The organism is Streptosporangium jomthongense, from assembly GCF_042650425.1.
Taxonomy (GTDB): domain Bacteria; phylum Actinomycetota; class Actinomycetes; order Streptosporangiales; family Streptosporangiaceae; genus Streptosporangium.
Map to the genome: position 1 here is coordinate 48,666 of NZ_JBHSBC010000004.1, position 16,253 is coordinate 64,918.

14 protein-coding genes are annotated in these 16,253 nt (G+C 70.8%); 3 read left to right on the plus strand and 11 right to left on the minus strand.

The features are described 5' to 3' along the window. Nucleotides 1–260: 260 nt before the first annotated feature. Together ACFOYY_RS06355 and ACFOYY_RS06360 are read left to right on the plus strand one after the other, a co-directional pair. The gene (locus ACFOYY_RS06355) at nt 261–1,223 is read left to right on the plus strand and encodes a hypothetical protein (RefSeq protein WP_386188576.1); all 963 of its coding nucleotides are present in this window, start codon (nt 261–263) and stop codon (nt 1,221–1,223) included. Then, complete coding sequence (locus tag ACFOYY_RS06360; RefSeq protein ID WP_386188578.1) at nt 1,220–2,674, plus strand: MFS transporter; 1,455 nt, start codon at nt 1,220–1,222, stop codon at nt 2,672–2,674. The genes ACFOYY_RS06355 and ACFOYY_RS06360 overlap by 4 nt, the downstream gene beginning before the upstream one ends. On the opposite strand, the gene ACFOYY_RS06365 is transcribed toward ACFOYY_RS06360, so the two are convergent. The 11 genes from ACFOYY_RS06365 to ACFOYY_RS06415 form a co-directional block, all read right to left on the minus strand. Continuing rightward, nucleotides 2,665–3,657, minus strand: coding sequence for a LacI family DNA-binding transcriptional regulator (locus tag ACFOYY_RS06365; protein WP_352011056.1), 993 nt, complete (start codon nt 3,655–3,657; stop codon nt 2,665–2,667). The two genes, ACFOYY_RS06360 and ACFOYY_RS06365, sit on opposite strands and share 10 nt — an antisense overlap. 179 nt (nt 3,658–3,836) lie before the next feature. Further along, a complete protein-coding gene (locus tag ACFOYY_RS06370) occupies nt 3,837–4,790 on the minus strand; it encodes a diiron oxygenase (protein ID WP_352011057.1) in 954 nt (317 codons plus the stop codon). Further along, a complete protein-coding gene (locus tag ACFOYY_RS06375; RefSeq protein WP_352011058.1) occupies nt 4,787–5,062 on the minus strand; it encodes a PqqD family protein in 276 nt (91 codons plus the stop codon). The genes ACFOYY_RS06370 and ACFOYY_RS06375 overlap by 4 nt, the downstream gene beginning before the upstream one ends. Then, nucleotides 5,062–5,841, minus strand: a complete 780-nt coding sequence (locus ACFOYY_RS06380; RefSeq protein WP_362777832.1) for a hypothetical protein — start codon at nt 5,839–5,841, stop codon at nt 5,062–5,064. Before ACFOYY_RS06380 ends, ACFOYY_RS06375 begins: the two co-directional genes overlap by 1 nt. After that, a complete protein-coding gene (gene asnB / locus ACFOYY_RS06385; RefSeq protein ID WP_386188581.1) occupies nt 5,831–8,014 on the minus strand; it encodes an asparagine synthase (glutamine-hydrolyzing) in 2,184 nt (727 codons plus the stop codon). Before asnB ends, ACFOYY_RS06380 begins: the two co-directional genes overlap by 11 nt. Nucleotides 8,015–8,045: 31 nt before the next feature. Next, nucleotides 8,046–8,189 carry a hypothetical protein gene (locus ACFOYY_RS06390; RefSeq protein ID WP_352011061.1) on the minus strand — a complete coding sequence of 48 codons (144 nt, stop codon included), beginning with the start codon at nt 8,187–8,189 and terminating at the stop codon, nt 8,046–8,048. Between the two features lie 54 nt (nt 8,190–8,243). Then, complete coding sequence (locus ACFOYY_RS06395) at nt 8,244–10,010, minus strand: alpha/beta hydrolase family protein (RefSeq protein ID WP_386188583.1); 1,767 nt, start codon at nt 10,008–10,010, stop codon at nt 8,244–8,246. After that, the gene (locus tag ACFOYY_RS06400) at nt 10,007–10,531 is read right to left on the minus strand and encodes a DinB family protein (RefSeq protein ID WP_352011063.1); all 525 of its coding nucleotides are present in this window, start codon (nt 10,529–10,531) and stop codon (nt 10,007–10,009) included. The genes ACFOYY_RS06395 and ACFOYY_RS06400 overlap by 4 nt, the downstream gene beginning before the upstream one ends. Before the next feature lie 25 nt (nt 10,532–10,556). Beyond that, entirely contained in the window at nt 10,557–11,585 is a 1,029-nt protein-coding gene (locus tag ACFOYY_RS06405) for an ArsR/SmtB family transcription factor (RefSeq protein ID WP_386188585.1), read from the minus strand. Continuing rightward, complete coding sequence (locus ACFOYY_RS06410; RefSeq protein WP_386188587.1) at nt 11,585–12,766, minus strand: adenylosuccinate synthetase; 1,182 nt, start codon at nt 12,764–12,766, stop codon at nt 11,585–11,587. Before ACFOYY_RS06410 ends, ACFOYY_RS06405 begins: the two co-directional genes overlap by 1 nt. An 11-nt stretch (nt 12,767–12,777) precedes the next feature. Continuing rightward, nucleotides 12,778–14,205, minus strand: a complete 1,428-nt coding sequence (locus ACFOYY_RS06415) for a coproporphyrinogen-III oxidase family protein (protein WP_386188589.1) — start codon at nt 14,203–14,205, stop codon at nt 12,778–12,780. Nucleotides 14,206–14,532: 327 nt separating this feature from the next. Here ACFOYY_RS06415 and guaA point away from each other — a divergent pair, with 327 nt between their 5' ends. Further along, on the plus strand, nt 14,533–16,122 hold the full coding sequence (guaA, locus tag ACFOYY_RS06420; RefSeq protein WP_352011067.1) for a glutamine-hydrolyzing GMP synthase: 1,590 nt from the start codon (nt 14,533–14,535) through the stop codon (nt 16,120–16,122). Nucleotides 16,123–16,253: the final 131 nt, after the last annotated feature.

A 16,253-nucleotide genomic window follows, 5' to 3' on the forward strand; every position in this document is an offset into this window, starting at 1 on the left:
CACAACGGGAGACGGTTGAGTTTCCCCAGCTTGACTGGGTGCGCGTGCCCTCTGACCGAGTGCTCGCGCACCCAGCCGCCCGGTCGCCGGGTCTCCACGACCTGTCCGGCGACGATTCAGAAAAGCTGCCCGGTGACAGTTCTGGAAACCGTCCAGCGAGAGCCTCGGAAAGCGTCGGAAAGCTTATGACCACCCCCATGTCGAATGACGTCCTCGCGCGAGGGCGACGCGCCGCCGAATGGCTCGCGAAGGAACATCCCGTGTCCCGGATCTACCTCGGTGGCGCGCCGACGGCAGGGCTTGGTTCCCCGATGTCGGACATCGATCTGTTCGTCGTCAGGGCCGACTGCGAATCGCTTCCCCCGGCGCAGCTCGAATTCGAGGGCGAGCGCGCGGACGTGGAGTACCTGGATCTCGAACAACTGCGCCGGGACGTGCAGGAGAGCACGGTCTTCCGGGTGACGAACACCGACTTCAGCCAGACCGCGCGGTTCAGCCGTAACCGGCTGGACGTTCTCACCCGTTTCCTGCTCGGCGAGGTCGTCGTCGACGACGGTGAACTCGCCGCGTTGCGGCAACGCCTGGCCGACAACATGCCGGACTACAAACGGCTCCTCATGACGCGGCACGCGATCGACGCGCACAATCTCAACGAGGACATCTGCGGCGCCATTCTCAACGGGGACGCGCCCGCCATGAGGTATCTCTCCCAGGAGTACCTGCACCGCGCCACCGAGGCCTACCTGTGCATGCGGGACGACCTCTACGTGAACACCAAGTGGGTCTGGGCCCGCTGGAGGCGTTCGGCGAGCGAGTTGCTGAAGGCCTCGCTCACCGAGGTGATCGACCACGCGTACACGGCCGAGGACGACGCCGTCGGCAGGAACCGCTTCCTCGCGCAGGACCTGCTGGTGATGGCGGCGACCGGCCTGGAGTACGTGCCGGTGCTCGGCGCCGTGCCCGGGCACCACTCCCGGCGTATCGACGTGAGCGTGATCCCGATGAAGGGCAGCGGTGTCCTCATCGAGTCGGTACGCGGGGAGTCCGTGCTGCTCAGCTGGCAGGGCGCCCTGTTGTGGGGCATCTCCCACGGCCGCCCCAAGGATGAGGCCGTGCACCTGATGGGGGGCGTGCTCGCCTCGGCCGGGCTCCAGGTCGGCGAGGACGAGATCGCCGCCTACCACGCCTCGCTCGTCGACGTCGGCGTCATCGGCCTGCCATGAAGGACCCGGCCACGGAAGGCCCCGCTACGAAGGACCCCGCTGCGGAAGGCCGGGCTGTGGAAGACCCGGCTGTGGAAGACCCGGCCGCTGGAGGCTCGGCCGGGAAGAATTCGGCCGCGGAAGACCCTGCTGCGAAAGGTCCAGCTGGGAAAGGCCCGGCCGTTGGAAGCCCGGCCGCGGAAAGCCCGGCTGGGAAAGGCCCGCTCCGCGACGCGAACTTCCTCAGGTTCTGGACCGCGGTCACCGTCTCGGGAATCGGGTCCCAGGTCACGCTGATGGCCCTGCCCCTGACCGCCCTGATGGTCCTGCACGCCGACCCCGTGCAGCTCGGCCTGCTGACCGGCCTGCAGTACGTCCCCGCGGTCGTCGTCCTGCCCTTCGCCGGGGTCGTCGCCGACCACTGGCCGGCCAAGCTGGTGAACGCCGGGTGCGACCTGGCCCGAGGACTGATCCTGCTCACCGTGCCGATCGTCACGGCGACCGGCGTGCTGAGTCTGGGCTGGCTGTACGGCCTGGGCCTGGCCATGGGCGTGTTCAAGGCCCTCGGCGACGTGGCGCACCACTCCATGCTTCCCCGGCTGGTCGGTGAGGAGCAGCTCGTCCCCGGCAACGCCGCGGTCAGCACGAGCTACTCCGTCATCGACGTGGCCGGTCCCGGGCTCGCGGGGCTGATCGTCCAGCTGCTCGGCGCGCCGTACGCCCTCCTGGTCGACGCGGTGTCCTACCTGCTGTCGGCCTCCCTGCTGTCCACGCTGAAGCTCAGGTTCTCCGGGCGGAAGGGGCCGCAGCGGCTCCGCTGGGGGACGGCGATCACCGAGGGGTTCCGGTACTTCGTCAAGGATCGGCGGGTTCTCGCCTTCGGGGTGGCCAGCGGCCTCGGCAACATGTGCATCCAGGCGTTCGACGTGACGATCCTCATCTACGTGGTCCAGCACCTCGCCCTGACGCCCGCGCTGCTCGGGGTGGTCGTGGCCGCGGGTGCCGTGGGCGGCATCGCCGGTTCCGCCTTCGCCGCCTACGTCCACAACAGGTTCCCCGCGGGGCCGACCATCTTCGCGGCCCAGGTCATGAGCGGGATCGGGGTGATGGCCGCGGCCTCGGCCACGCTCCTCGACGCCACGGCGCCGCGCGTCGCCGTACTGGTGGCCTGCATGTTCGTCAGCACGTTCGCGCTGGCCGTGTACAACGTCCACGCCATCAGCGCCCGGCAGGCGATCGTCCGTCCCGAGCTGATGGGGCGGGTGACGGCGAGCTACCGGTTGATCTCGCACGGGGCCATTCCCCTGGGGGCGCTGGCCGGAGGGGTGGCGGCGCAGTCTCTCGGCAGCGCGACCACCGTGCTCCTCACCGGGACGATCCAGGCGCTCCTGCCGGTCGCCTTCCTCCTCACCTCGTTCGGGATCATCTACCGTGATCCCGGCCTCACGGGGGCTCGCGAACGTCAGGCCTGACGGGGCGGGGCGGTGGACTGCCGTACGACCAGGGAGCTCCGCAGCACGGCGGGGCTCGGCTGCCTGGCGGCGAGCCGGTCGTGCAGCGCCTGGGCACCGGCCGCCCCCAGCTCGGTGACCGGGATGTTCACCGTCGTCAGCGCCGGGTGGAGGACGTCGCTGATCGGAAGGTTGTTGTAGCCGATCACCGACAGGTCGTTCGGGACGTCGAGACCGAGGCTCCGCGCGGCGGCGAACACCACGACGGCCAGGTTGTCGTCCTCGCAGACCACCGCCGTGGGGGCCGGGTCAGAACGCAGTAGTTCCAGGGCCGCCCGCTGGGCGTCCACGGGGTCGAAGGTCGTGCCGACCACCGTGAGGCTCGCCCCCGGGCGGTGCCTGACCACCGCGCGCAGGGAGCGCAGCCTGGTCGTCAGCATCCAGGCGCCGCGCCGGTCCACGTGCAGGTAGCCGATCCTGTGGTGACCGAGGTCCAGCAGGTGGCGCGCGGCCTCGCGGCTGCCCACGGCGATGTCCACGTTGACCGCGTCGGGGTACAGCCGGGGGTCGCAGTCCAGCGGCACCATCGGCACGACGCCCTGCGGGCGGATGGCCTCCGTCCCCACGTCGCCGTAGACCAGCATCCCGTCAATGGCCTGCTGCGGTATCGGCAGCAGCCGCTCGTGCCTGTCGGTGCCCATGGGATAGACCAGGACGGTCGTCTCGTGCTGGTTGGCGACCTGGGTCGCCCCCACGTGCAGGTTGGCGAAGAAGGTGTTGGTGATCGCGGGAACGATCAGCAGCACCGTGCCGGTTCGCTCAAGTCGCAGGCTCCGCGCCGTCAGATCCGGCTGGTAGTCCATCTCCGCGGTGATGCGCCTGATCCTGGCCGCGGTCTCCTTCGAGACCCGGCCCGGCCACTTCCCGGTGAGGACGAGGGAGACCGTCGACTGTGAGACCCCGGCTGCCTGAGCCACATCCCTGCTGGTGATGCGCGCTTTCACCGGCCTAAGCATGTCTAATCACCCTATGTGTTCGTCATGGCGCACAGACAGATCGCGTTCTTCCCCGTGACCCGTGACCCCGTACACCGCTGCCACTCGATGCTCTGTGATCCGATGCCAGGACAAGTATTCCATCCAGGCATTCCCCATCGGATCGAAGGGGAAAAAGAGGCGCGCTCTCACCCGTCCCGGACGTTGTTCAGGAGCCCGGCCGAGACGAACGCCTCCATGGTCGCGCCGTCGTCGAGCGCTCCCGCCTCCTCGAAGTACCGTACGACGGTCCGCGCCCTCGACGCGGTGTCCCGGGCCGTCCATTCCACCGAGAGCGACTCGGCCGCGACGGTCCTGGCCTCCTCGCGCGACAGCCCCGCCGACCGGGCGACGACGGCCGCCGCCTCACGGTCCGGCTCGACGAACGCCGCGACGATCGCGGGCAGCAGAGGGCCGACGCAGGCGCGCTCCCCGGCGCTCAGCGCGGGCCAGAGCCGCTGGAGCAGGTCACGGAAGTAGGCGTGGTGCCTGCCCTCGTCCTCGGCGTGGTCGCGCACCAGGTCGCGTACGGCCCCCGGCAGCCGCCGGTCCCTGGGGATGTCGGTCAGGACGGTCGAGATGAGCGTCTCGCTGACGACCGCGAACAGCAGCCGTTCCAGCCCCCGGACCCGGGGGTCGAGGCGCCTGCGGACGGCGTCGAGGCGCCGCAGGAAGGCCGGGGTGCCCGCGTCGGCCCACTCGACCCCTGAGCGCGCCTCGACCTGCCTGATCAGGTCGTAGGAGAGCTGGGCGTGCCAGGCCTCGTCCGTCACGATCTTGTAGGCGTCGGCGCGCATCCGCTCCGGGAGGTCCAGCCCGGAGCGCCCCCTGGCGATCCTGGCCGCGACGGGGATGATCGCGAGCTGTTCCAGCTCGACCGTGAAGTGCAGGTAGTGGTAGAGGTGCTGGGCGAGGGCGTCGTGGACCGCCCGCTCCCCCCGCTCGGCGACCAGCGGATGGCGCAGCACGGGGACGAGTTCCGGGGGGAAGTACAGCGCGTCCGGCGCCGGGGGGTCCATGACGGGCTGCGGCTTGACCCTGACGGCCGCCCGTTCGTCCCAGCGCTCGAAACGGCTGCCGTAGTCCTCCGGCGTGTCTCTCATCTCAACCGCACGAGCCCGCCGTCGGCAAGCGCCGTCATGGTCTCCGCCGTGTCCAGCAGCGCGGTCTCGGCGTCGACCGCGTACTCCCCGGCCAGCAGCAGGGCCAGCTCGCGCAGCGACCTGCGGCCGTCCACGCGCCTCCACAGGAAGCCCGCCGTCTCGGAGAGCTCGAAGACGCTCTCGCCCCAGGCGACGGTGATCGTGCCGCCGACGTTGCGCACCCGGACGTCGAGCCTGGGCACCGGTACGGCCTCGGGGGACAGCTGTTCCATCAGATCACGACCTCCATGGAGATCCGGCGGCACGCCAGTACGACGTCCTCGACCCACGCGGCCGGGTTCGCCGGGTCGTACCCCCGCATGGTCTCGATCGTCCAGTACTCCTCGAAGGGCATGATGGTCTGCTCGACCTGGCGGAACCGGCGTGCCCGCCACTTGGCGCTGTGGCCGAACTCCCCGCACGAGACGTGCAGGGCGTTGACCGCGTAGCCGAAGGCGAGCTTGGCCGAGAGCACGGCGCTCTCCACGTCTCCCGCCTTGAGCTGGCCGACGGCGTCCTCGACGAAGAGGTCCGACAGGTTGAGCGCGCGGCTGACCAGGATCGAGCGGATCGCCGAGGACTCCAGCTGTGTCCTGCGCCCGGCCAGCCACGACTCCCCCGTGACGGACACGGCGCTGCCGAGTCGTTCGAGGAAGTCCATCTCGTGGGAGGTGAGCAGGTCGGCCACGCTGTGGTTGGTGTCGAACTCCTCCCAGGACACCTTGGCGAACATCTGGTCGACCTGGGAGTCGGTCCAGTACTCGATGTCCCACCTGACGCCGTCCACGTGGACGACCTCGACGGGGACGTGGTCGGGGGTCAGCGCGACCGGGGCGAGAGCCGTGCTCGGGGCGGTTCTCTGGGCGGTGGACACGACGTAGACGTCGAGGTCGCTGCCCGAGTTGCCCCAGCCCCTGACCAGGGATCCGGCCAGGTAGACGGCCTGGTGGTCCTCGGGCAGTAGCCCGCGCGCGGCCAGTTCCGCCAGGTGTCCGCTCGGGTCAACCCGCATGGCCCGTCCCCTCCTCGATCAGGTGCAACATCCCGTGTTCGACGGCCTCGGCGACCTGCCGTGCCACCTGGTCCCCCGGCCGCCCGGTCAGTTCGGCGATCTCGGCGACCGAGCGGGCGCCGTCGACGGAGCGCAGCAGGTCCAGCCAGTCGTCGTCCTTCTCCAGCACGTACCGGACGGCGCCGTCCACGGCGACGTACCAGGTCCCCTCGGCCGTGGTGTCCGCGAGCAGGAGGAAGCCGTCCTCCTGCGCGGGCACCGACCCCGGCTCGACGGAGGGCGCGCAGCCGAGGATCTCCTCCGTCCGCGCCTCGTTCTCACCGCCCAAGGCGACGGGGACCGGGCCGGCGGACATGTCCACGACGGGCGGGGGAAGATCGCTGACCATCTGGGACAGCAGCCCCAGGTTCACCAGCCTGAGCAGGATCTCCACCTGGGCCAGGTCGTCCCGTTCCGTCAGCGACCCCAGCAGTCCCCGTACGGCGGGGCCGTCCAGCGCGCCGGAGGCGCCCGGCGCGGCCAGGGCCTCCTCGACGAGCGCTGCCCCGTCCCCGCGCAGCATCCGCAGGAAGACCCGGTGGGTGTGGCGCTGCCCCTCGCCGTAGAAGAAGGGGACCTTCTCCCGGGCGGCGATCCGGTCCGGCAGCACGCCCCGCATGCTCTCCCGCAGGATCGTCTTGTCCCACAGCAGCCGTTTCCTGTGGCTCGGCGGGATGGACAGGACCAGTTCGACCAGGCGGTGGTCGAGGAACGGCACCCGCGCCTCGATGCCGCTGCCCGCGGCCGTACGGTCCTCGTGCCAGCAGTTGTACTGCTGGATCTTGCTGTACTCGGCGGCCAGGTAGGCCCGGTAGGGGTCCTCACGTACGGCGAGCAGCTCCCTGGACAGCAGCGGCACGTCGGTCCGCGTCCACCAGGGCGCCAGGCCGGGGTGGGTCCGCAGGGCGCCGGAGCACGCCATGGAGTCGAGGGTCGCGACGAAGGCGTCCCAGCCGCCTCCCCCGCTGTAGTCCACCGAGTAGCCGCCGTTGAACTCGTCGCTGGCGGCCCCCAGGAGCATGCCCCGCAGCTCCGGCCTGGCCTGTTTGGCGTAGCGGTGCAGTTCGTGCTTGTAGTACTGCTCGGGTCCGCACTGCGGGTGCTCCATCAGCCACAGCAGCCGTTTCCACTCGTCCGGGGAGGGGATCCGGTCGGCCTCGAAGCACACCTGGTGGTTGGGCAGGCCGAGCTTCCCGGCGAGCCAGGAGGCGTGCTCGGCGTCGCCGTTGCGCAGGGTGCTCGCCGACAGCACGGTGAAGGTGTGCAGCCGTCCCGCGTACGGCGTGGCCAGGGCGGTGACGGCCGCCGAGTCGACGCCGCCGCTGAGGAAGACCCCGAGTTCGGCGTCGGCGGTCGCGCACTCGGCCACGGACTCGGCCAGCAGTTCGCCGTAGCGGCGGACGAACTCCTCCTCCGAGGCGTCCGCGTCGGCCGTCGGCAGGGACCAGTACGTGTGCTCGCGGGTCGTCCCGTCGGCCAGGTCGATCTGCACGATCCGGCCCGCGGGGACGCACTCGATCCCGGTGAACCAGGTGGAGGGGACCTCCGCCCGGTGCGGGTACGGCGCGGCGCTGAGCATGGGGTGGGTGAGCGCCTGCTCCCAGTCCAGGGAGCGTGGCGTGGCCGGGTCGGCGAACAGCGCCTTGATCTCCGAGGCGAACACCACGCGCCGGCCGTCACGGTGGTAGTAGAGCGGTTTGATGCCGAACCGGTCGCGAGCCAGGACGAGCCGTCCTCGGCGACGGTCCCACAGCACGATGGCGAACATGCCGCGTACCTCGTCGAGGAAGGCGTCGCCCCGCTCGCGGTACAGGTGCAGGAGGACCTCGCAGTCGGAGCCCCCCTTGAGCCGGGTGCCCGCGGGAAGCCTCGCGGCCAGCTCACGGTGGTTGTAGACCTCGCCGTTGGCGATCAGGACGAGGTCGCCGTCCTCCGTCGAGAGGGGCTGGCCGCCGCTCTCCGGATCGACCAGGGAGAGCCTGGTGAAGGCGAGGCCGACCGGTCCCTGCCGCAGCAGTTCCCGGTCGTCGGGGCCTCGATGGGCGATGATCCGCGCCATCCGTTCCAGGAGCGCGTCCGTCGTGGCGTCCGTGTGGCCGCCGTCGATACGGGCCAGACCGGCCAGACCGCACATGTGCACCTCAGGGGTTGGGGGGAGTCCTTGCTCAGGCGACCACGCGCAGCACCGTGTTGTAGGCGACCTGCTTGGCCTGCGACTTGACGTAGGGCTTCAGGGGCTTGGAGGACTCGGCCGAGCCCTCCTCCTGGGGCTCCTCGGACATGGGCTGCGGTCTGACGTACGGCTTCATGGGTTCTCCCGGGTTCAGGGGTTCCTGGACGGACGGCTGATCGCCATCGTGACCCTAGGTGGCGTCCGCGGGCCCGACAAGGAATTCGGTTCCAGCCGAATGCCCCCACTGACCGGCCAACTTCTCCAGGGCCTCCATGAGGTTGCGGTGGCGGTTCAGCGCCTGTCTGAGGGTGGCGGGGCGGTGGCCGACGCCGGGCTCGACGACGAGTTCCCAGGGCAGGCCGCGTTCGGCCGCCAGCCGTGCGAGGTCCCGGACGTCCCCGAGGCTGGAGATCGGGTCCCGGTCGCCCTGGATGAGGAAGACGGGACCGCTCCCCGGGCAGGCGAGCCGTACCGGGTCCAGGGGGGCGACGGCTCCCTCGGCGGTCAGGTCCCCGAACCTGCGGGTGAACCAGGCCCGGCAGCGGGGGTCCTCCTCGACCATCCTGCGCACGTGGCGCACCAGGTCGACCAGGGGCGAGCAGGCGACCACGCCGGCCGTACCGGGCAGGATGGCGTTGCCGAGCAGCGCGAGGCCGCCGCCGAAGCTGGCGCCGAGCAGGATCGTCCGGTCGCGGGGCACGCCCTTGCGCTCCGCGAACGTCAGGCAGGCCGTCAGGTCCTCCCGCAGGGTCTCCTCCCAGGCGCGCCACGCGCGTCTGGTGTGGGCCGCCCCGTAGCCCGACGATCCGGCGTAGTTCACCGCGAGGACGGCGATCCCGCGTTCCAGGAGTCTCCGGTAGAGCCCGTCGAAGCGGAGCTCGTCCCGTTCGACGATCTCCGGCCCGCCGTGCAGGGAGATCACCACGCCGGTCGGCCTGCCTCCCGGCAGGTGGACGTGGATGGGGGTGGCGCCCTGCCAGCGGTGGCTGGAGACGGCGCCGCCGCCGAGCGGCGGGACGCCTCCCGGCGCGGTGCGCGTTGTCCCGTCCGGTGCCAGCCAGGCCCACACGCCGCCGTTCACGACGGAGGTCAGGCGCAGCCCGACACCCCCGGCGTGGGCGGAGCAGACCCGGATCCGGCCCGGCGGCAGCGGTACGGCCCGCCGGGCGCCGCTCGCCCGGTCGACGACGACCAGGCTGTCGGCGCCCTCGGAGGTGACGACCACGGCGATCGTGTCCGTGCCCGGTCCCAGGAAACGCGCGTCGACCAGGTCTCCCTCGATCCGGAGTTCGTCGGTGACGACGTCCGTGCCCGGCCGCCACGTCACCGGCCTGCCGTCGCGTTCGACGAGCGCCAGGCCGTCGCGGACGTCGAGCCAGCGTCCCTCGACCCGTCTCTCCACGGGGTCGTCAAGGTCCGGATCCAGGGGCCACACGTGGAGCACCGGCCGGTCGGGGGCGTCGTGGAGCTGGGTCACGGCCAGGTTCAGGCCGCCGTCCACGTGGACCGGCGACTCGCCGGGCCACCGGTTCGGGTGGATCCGCCCGGTCCCGCCGGGGAAGGCCTCAAGGATCGCCTGGGCGCCCGTGTCCGTCTCCATGACCAGCGCGACGCCCCGGGTCCCGCCGACCGGCCGTCCCGGCAGGGCGTCGAACGGCGCCCACCCCCGCGCGGCGGCACCCGTCAGGGGAACCTCCCAGGTGACCGGGTCACCGCGCAGGGGCCGCTGGACGACCCGCAGGGTCGTGCCGTCCCGGTGGACGGACAGGAAGGCGGCCTCGTCCCCGGCGAAGATCGTGACGTCGGCCTCGTCGTCGATCCGGTGCACCGTACCGTCGGGGCCGGTGAGCAGCACGCCCTTCTCGTCCTGGTCGGCCAGCACCGGGCCGCCCGACCAGTCGAGCATCTCGACGTGCCCTTCGGTGAAGACGGTCTCCACCTCGTGGAGCCCGCTCACCACCGGGTGTTGCCCTTCCAGTTCCCGGCGAGCCCGTCGATCTGCTCCCGCAGCACGTCGGCGTGGCCGGTGTGCCGGGCGGTGTCCTCGATGAGGTGGGCCAGCACCCAGCGCATGGTCGGCGTGGCCGGGGCGGTCGGGCGCAGCGTCCGCACGCCGGGTGCGTCCAGGGACGCGCAGCCGTCGATGACGGCGTCCGAGCGGGCGGCGGCGGCGCGGTAGGCCGCGATCACCTCCTCGGCCGTCTCCCCTGGCCTTACCTCCTGGTCGCACAGTTCGGAGGGGAGGTCGACGCCCGCGTACGCCCAGCTCACCCAGCCGAGCTCCATGACCGTCAGGTGTTTGAGCAGCGCGAGCAGGCTCTTGCCCGAGGGAACGAGTTCCCTGGCGGCCTGTTCGTCGTCGACGCCCGCCGACTTGGCGATCACGGACTCCCGCAGGTAGCGCAGGAAGGCGTGCAGCGTGGTCTTCTCGTCGGCGGTGAGGGACGGCGTCATCAACGGCGTCGTCGTCGGTGGCATGCGGTGGTCCTTCCTGGAACAGGCGTCAGGCGGCCGGGTGCACGGTCTCGTTGTCGAGATACTCCAGCAGCGCCCGACCTGACCGGTTCAGCTCATACATCACACGTACACCGATTCGATGCCGTTGCACCACACCGGCGGCGACCAGAGCCGTCAGGTGTTCCGAGACCGTGCTCGCCGCCAGGCCGAGGGTCGTCGCCAGCACCGAGGTGGTGGTGGGAACCGCCAGCGCCCTGACGATGGCGGCCCTGCCGCGTCCCACCAGGATCGCCAGCCGGTCACCGCGTTCCGGCTCCGCGTCCTGCCTGACCGCCCCCGACGCCCGTCCCCCGGCCAGTACGGCCGAGCCGCGCGCCTGGTAGGCGATCGCCACCTCCTCCTGCGAGCCGGTGGCGCACAACGGCGTGCCTCGGGCGAAGAGCAGCGGGACCAGCACCAGCCTGCTCGCGCCCCGGATGTCGCGCCGGGACGCCGAGGAGTCGTTGAGGCTCAGCGTCGGCCGGTCCCAGCGCAACCGCCCGCCGAGCCTGCCGAGTACGGCCCCGCCGCCCGCGGTGGCCAGCACCCTGGCCTGGAGCAGCACCTCCTGGTCCAGGACGGGCCGCATGGCCGACCAGTACGGCGCGACCGTGGCCGCCCAGTAGTCCTGGAGCAGGTCCGCGTACCAGTCGAGCGCCTCCCGGGGCTTCCTGGCGAACCGGGCGAACGGCTCCGGCGTCCCCGACGGGTGGCGGCGGGCCAGTTCCTCCCTGACCGTCTCCTCGGGTACGGCGCGCAGCGCGGCGAGTTCCTCGTCGATCCCGGCCGCTCCCGGCGGCGGGGCCGGGGTGAGGAAGGCGGGCAGCGGGAGCCCGACCCCGGCGAACCACGCCAGGGCCTCACCCCCGCGTCCCCTGGCGAGCGCCTGCCTGGCGTTCCTGGCCCACACGGTGTACGGCCACGGGCAGGCGTCCCGCCTGCTGAGCAGCGACAGGCTCGCGACCGTCTCCCACAGTGGGCTGATCCCGATCCGCAGGTTGCCGAGTACGGCGTCGCCCACGTCGACCTCGATCATCAGTTCACGACCAGGGCCTGGTCGGGCGACCTCCACAGGTCTTCCTCGTCACCGCGCCACCACCAGTCGTCCAGCCCCGCCCCGCGGCCCGCCGCGACCACCGGGGTGGCGCAGTGCCGCTCGACCTCCGCGAGGTAGGCCGCGATGGGGGGCGCCTCGGCGCCCCCGGACGCGGCGGCGACGTCCTCGGCGCTCCAGCCGGGGAGCATCCGTACCGCGGGGGCCCTGTCCTGGTCGTAGAGCCCGATCGCCGGGAAGCCCGCGAGCACGTCGAACTTGGTCATCACGATCCCGTCCGCCTGGTTGAGGCGGCAGGCGCTGCGCAACCAGCCGATGTCGAGCCAGCCGGTGTCCCGCATCAGGTCGGTCGCGCGGTCGAGTTCCTCGCCGCGTTCCTGCAGTTCGGCGTTGAGCTCGCCGTACAGCCGCGAGGGCAGTTCACCGCCGCCGACCTTGGTGACGTAGGCGGGGGTCACCAGCAGGACGCTCGCGATGTCCCTGGGGCCGACCCCCAGGCCGGTGAGGACCGCCCCGACCGTGGTGTTGCTTGAGGTCACGTAGGGGTAGTCGCCGTGGTCGAGGTCCAGCCTGCTGCCCTGGGCGCCCTCGGCGACCACCCGCGCGCCGTGGTCGAGCCGGTCGCGCAGGTAGGCGACCTCGTCGACACAGCAGTGACCGATCAGGTCGGCGAACTCCTCGGCGACCGGCCGCAGGTCGGCGGGCAGGCGGTCCCCGCCGGTCAGCAGGTCCCTGACCCGCAGTCCCGTGCGCGCCGCCTTGTCGCGGTAGGCCTGGCCGACGCCCATCCGGGTGCTGCCCACGCCGCTTCCGGCGCTGTCGGCCTCCCGGTGGTCGGCGGTGATGACGTGGGCCCGCAGGGAGACGCGCAGGCGGTCCGTGACGTCGGGGAAGGCGGCGCGCAGCGTCGCCACCTCGTTCAGCAGCATCCTGGGCTCGATGACGCAGCCGCCGCCGACGACGCCGACGGCCCCGCTCAGGATCCCGCTGGGCACCATCCGCAGCACCCACGGCTCGGTACGGCCCGGCGCGAGCACCGAGTGGGCGGCGTTCGGCCCGCCCTGGAAGCGGGCGCACACGTGGGCGTCCCGGCTGAGGGCCGCCGCGATCTTTCCCTTGCCCTCGTCTCCCCAGTGGGCTCCGAGGACGGCGAGTACCGGCATCTCGTCCCCTCTCAGACCGCGGCCGACAGGCCGGAGATGAACGAGGGGTTGCCGAGCAGGCGGGTGGCCCGGGAGTTCTGGTTGTGCAGTTCCCGGTAGAACTCCTCGTCGAGGCGCACGACCTCCGGGGAGTAGAACATCCAGGAGATGATGTCGCGGTACTTGAAGCCGGTCCTGGTGAGCTGCACCCGGTCCCCGGGCAGGCGGGTCAGCAGGCCGAGTTCCTCGGCGGCGAGCAGGACGGGCTCGAACAGGTGGGCGTGCTCGCGGTAGCCGTACCTGTCGAGGTCGTGCAGGTTCAGGTCGAACAGGTCCAGGGCCAGCCGCTTGCGGATCCGCTCGACGTCGTCGTAGACGAACCCGGCCCGGGGGGCGAGGCTGCCGGTGGTGGCGCCCTTGATGTAGTCGCCGACCTCGGCGAGCGTGGGGTTGGCGCTGCCGCCGACGATGTAGTCGACCGTGTTGGTGTAGGTCCGCGCCCCGGCGCCCAGGCCGAGCACGGGGACGCCGTGGAACTGCAGGACCTTCTGGACGTAGCCCCCGCGTCCCGGCTTCTTGTACCGGACGTTGGACTCCTGGACGTATCCCGCCGACAGCAGTTTCTCCTGCGCGTAGTCGTAGCGGTCGTACAGGGCGCCGTTGCGCATGTACCGGTACCTGCCGGTCTTGGAGAACCAGGCGTCCGGGCGGATCGTCAGGAAGTAGGTGCTGATCGTCTCGGGGGCCAGGGAGACCAGTTCGTCGACCGACTCGCGCCAGGACTGGTCGTCCTGTCCGGCGAATCCCATGATCAGGTCGGTGCTGAGGTTGGCGAGGTCCGTCGTCTTGACGATCTCGATCGCCTTGCGGACCGTGCGCTCGTTGGCCTGGCCGCGTCCCGCCTCACGGATCTCCTGCGGCCGCAGGGACTGGATGCCCATGTTGACCCTGGTCAGGCCGCGTGCGATCAGGTGGCGCAGGGTGTCGGGCCGGTCGACGATGGAGTCGGGCGTCGCCTCGACCGCGACCTCCTCGGTGGTGCTGCGCCAGTTGGGGTAGACCTCGGTCAGCGTGTCGAAGATCTGGTCGAAGTTGCGGCGGTGCAGCAGGCTCGGCGTTCCCCCGCCGATGTAGACCGTCCGTAATCGCCGGTCCCGGATCACCGAGGCGTGCCTGCGGATGTCCGCGCACAGCGCCTCGGTGTAGGCGTCGTACACGTCCGCGTCCTCGGAGATGACGGTGTACAGGTTGCAGAACCCGCATTTGTACCTGCAGAAGGGAACGTGCAGGTAGAGGTTGAGTTCGCGCGTCGGCGAATGGCTCAGGTCCTCTTCCCAGATGGCCTCGACGGCCCGTCCCGGATCCAGCGGGCGGTAGGAGGAACGCACCGGATAGCAGTAGACGAAGGGAGGGATGGCCCCGCCGTCGATGGACCGCTGGAGTTCAGATTTGGTGGACATCTGTGCTCACTCCCAGCTGCAGAGTTATGGGCGGGAGACACGCTTTTTCAGGCGGCCAAAGCACCCATTAGCCCACAAACGGGCTTACAAGTGAGCCTCATCATACGTATGACTTTGGTAGTGTCAAGGACCTATAGTTAAGAAGGTTTACCGTTCATGAGGGCCGGATCCGCTGGCTCTCCAAGCAGTCACGAGGCCTTGACCTGCATAAATGTGAAGGGCCTCACGCGGGGCTTGTTTCCAGGCCTCGTCCTCATACTTAATACGTATGATCTGAGTACTTGTGGAACCCGCGTGGGACCACCGAGACCGCCCGAATGGATTCGCATGTCACGCTCCGACGTGAGCCCCACCTTCAACCGCCCCTCCGTCGAGCAGGCTGAGCTGGTCGTGCTCGACTACGGCTCGCAGTACAGCCTCCTGATAGCCCGCCGAATCCGCGAACTGGGCGTGTACTGCGAACTGATGCCCGCGACCGCCGACGTCTCGGAGATCGCCGCGCGCAAACCGCGCGGGATCGTGCTGTCCGGCGGCCCGCACAGCGTCTACGACGACGGCGCCGCCGGACTGCCCGAAGGACTGCTCGACCTGGGGATTCCCGTCCTCGGCATCTGCTACGGAGCCCAGCTGCTCGCTCACTCCCTCGGCGGCAGGGTGGCCTCCGCCCCCAGCCGGGAGTTCGGCCGCGCCGAGGTGCTCCTCGAAGGTGACTCCCCCCTGCTCACCGGCGTCGAGTCGAACTCCGTCGCGTGGATGAGCCACACCGACCACATCGTCGAGGTGCCGCCCGGCTTCGAGGTGTTCGCGCGCAGCGGCGACGGCCTGATCGCCGTCATCGGCGACGGCGCCCTGTTCTGGGGCGTGCAGTTCCACCCCGAGGTCGCGCACACCGCCTTCGGCCGCGACCTGCTGCGCAACTTCGCCCTCGACCTGTGCGGCTGCGCGGGCGACTGGTCGGCCACGTCGTTCATCGAGAACACCGTCGACTGGCTGCGCACCCGGATCGGCGACCGGCGCGTCATCTGCGCGCTGTCGGGCGGAGTCGACTCCGGCGTCGCCGCCGCCCTGGTCTCCCGAGCCGTCGGCTCCCAGCTGACCTGCGTGTTCGTCGACAACGGGCTGCTGCGCCTCGGCGAGGCCGAGCAGTGCATGGACGTGTTCTCCCGCCACCTGAACATGCGCGTCGTCAAGGTGGACGCCAGCGAGAAGTTCCTCAGCGCCCTCGACGGCGTGGTCGACCCCGAGGAGAAGCGCCGCCGGATCGGCCGCAGCTTCATGGAGGTCTTCGAGGAGGTCGCCCCCACCCTCGGCGACGCCGACTTCTTCGCCCAGGGCACCACCTACCCGGACGTCATCGAGAGCGCCGGCGACTCCAAGCGCCACTCCTCGGCCGCGGCGAAGATCAAGACGCACCACAACGTGGGCGGGCTGCCCGACACCATGCGCCTGGAACTCCTGGACCCGCTGTCGTTCCTGTTCAAGGACGAGGTGCGCCAGGTGGGCCGCAGCCTCGGCCTGCCCGAGGAGATCGTCGACCGCCACCCCTTCCCCGGCCCCGGCCTCGCCGTACGGATGACCGGCGCGGTGACCCGGGAGCGGCTGGAACGGCTGCGCCGGGCCGACCACATCTTCATCTCGGAGCTGCGCGCGGCCGGTCTCTACCGGCACACCGCGCAGGCGCTGGCCGTCCTCACCTCCGAGCGGACCGTCGGCGTGCTCGGCGACGCCCGGACCTACGAGGACGTCCTGGCCCTGCGCGCCGTGGACACCGAAGACTGGATGACGGCCGACTGGTCGCGTTTCTCCCACGACTTCCTGGCGACGGTGAGCAACCGCATCGTCAACGAGGTGCCGGGCATCAGCCGCGTGGTGTACGACATCACCAGCAAGCCCCCGGCGACCGTGGAGTGGGAGTGACGACCTCCCGGGAACGTCAGACGCCCCGCGAGGCTCCGGGCTCCTGGGGTGGCGCACTTCCCGGCGTCTTGGGCGGTGCACTTCCCGGTGCCTTGGGCGGCGAACTCCCCCGCGCCTCGGGCGGCGAACTT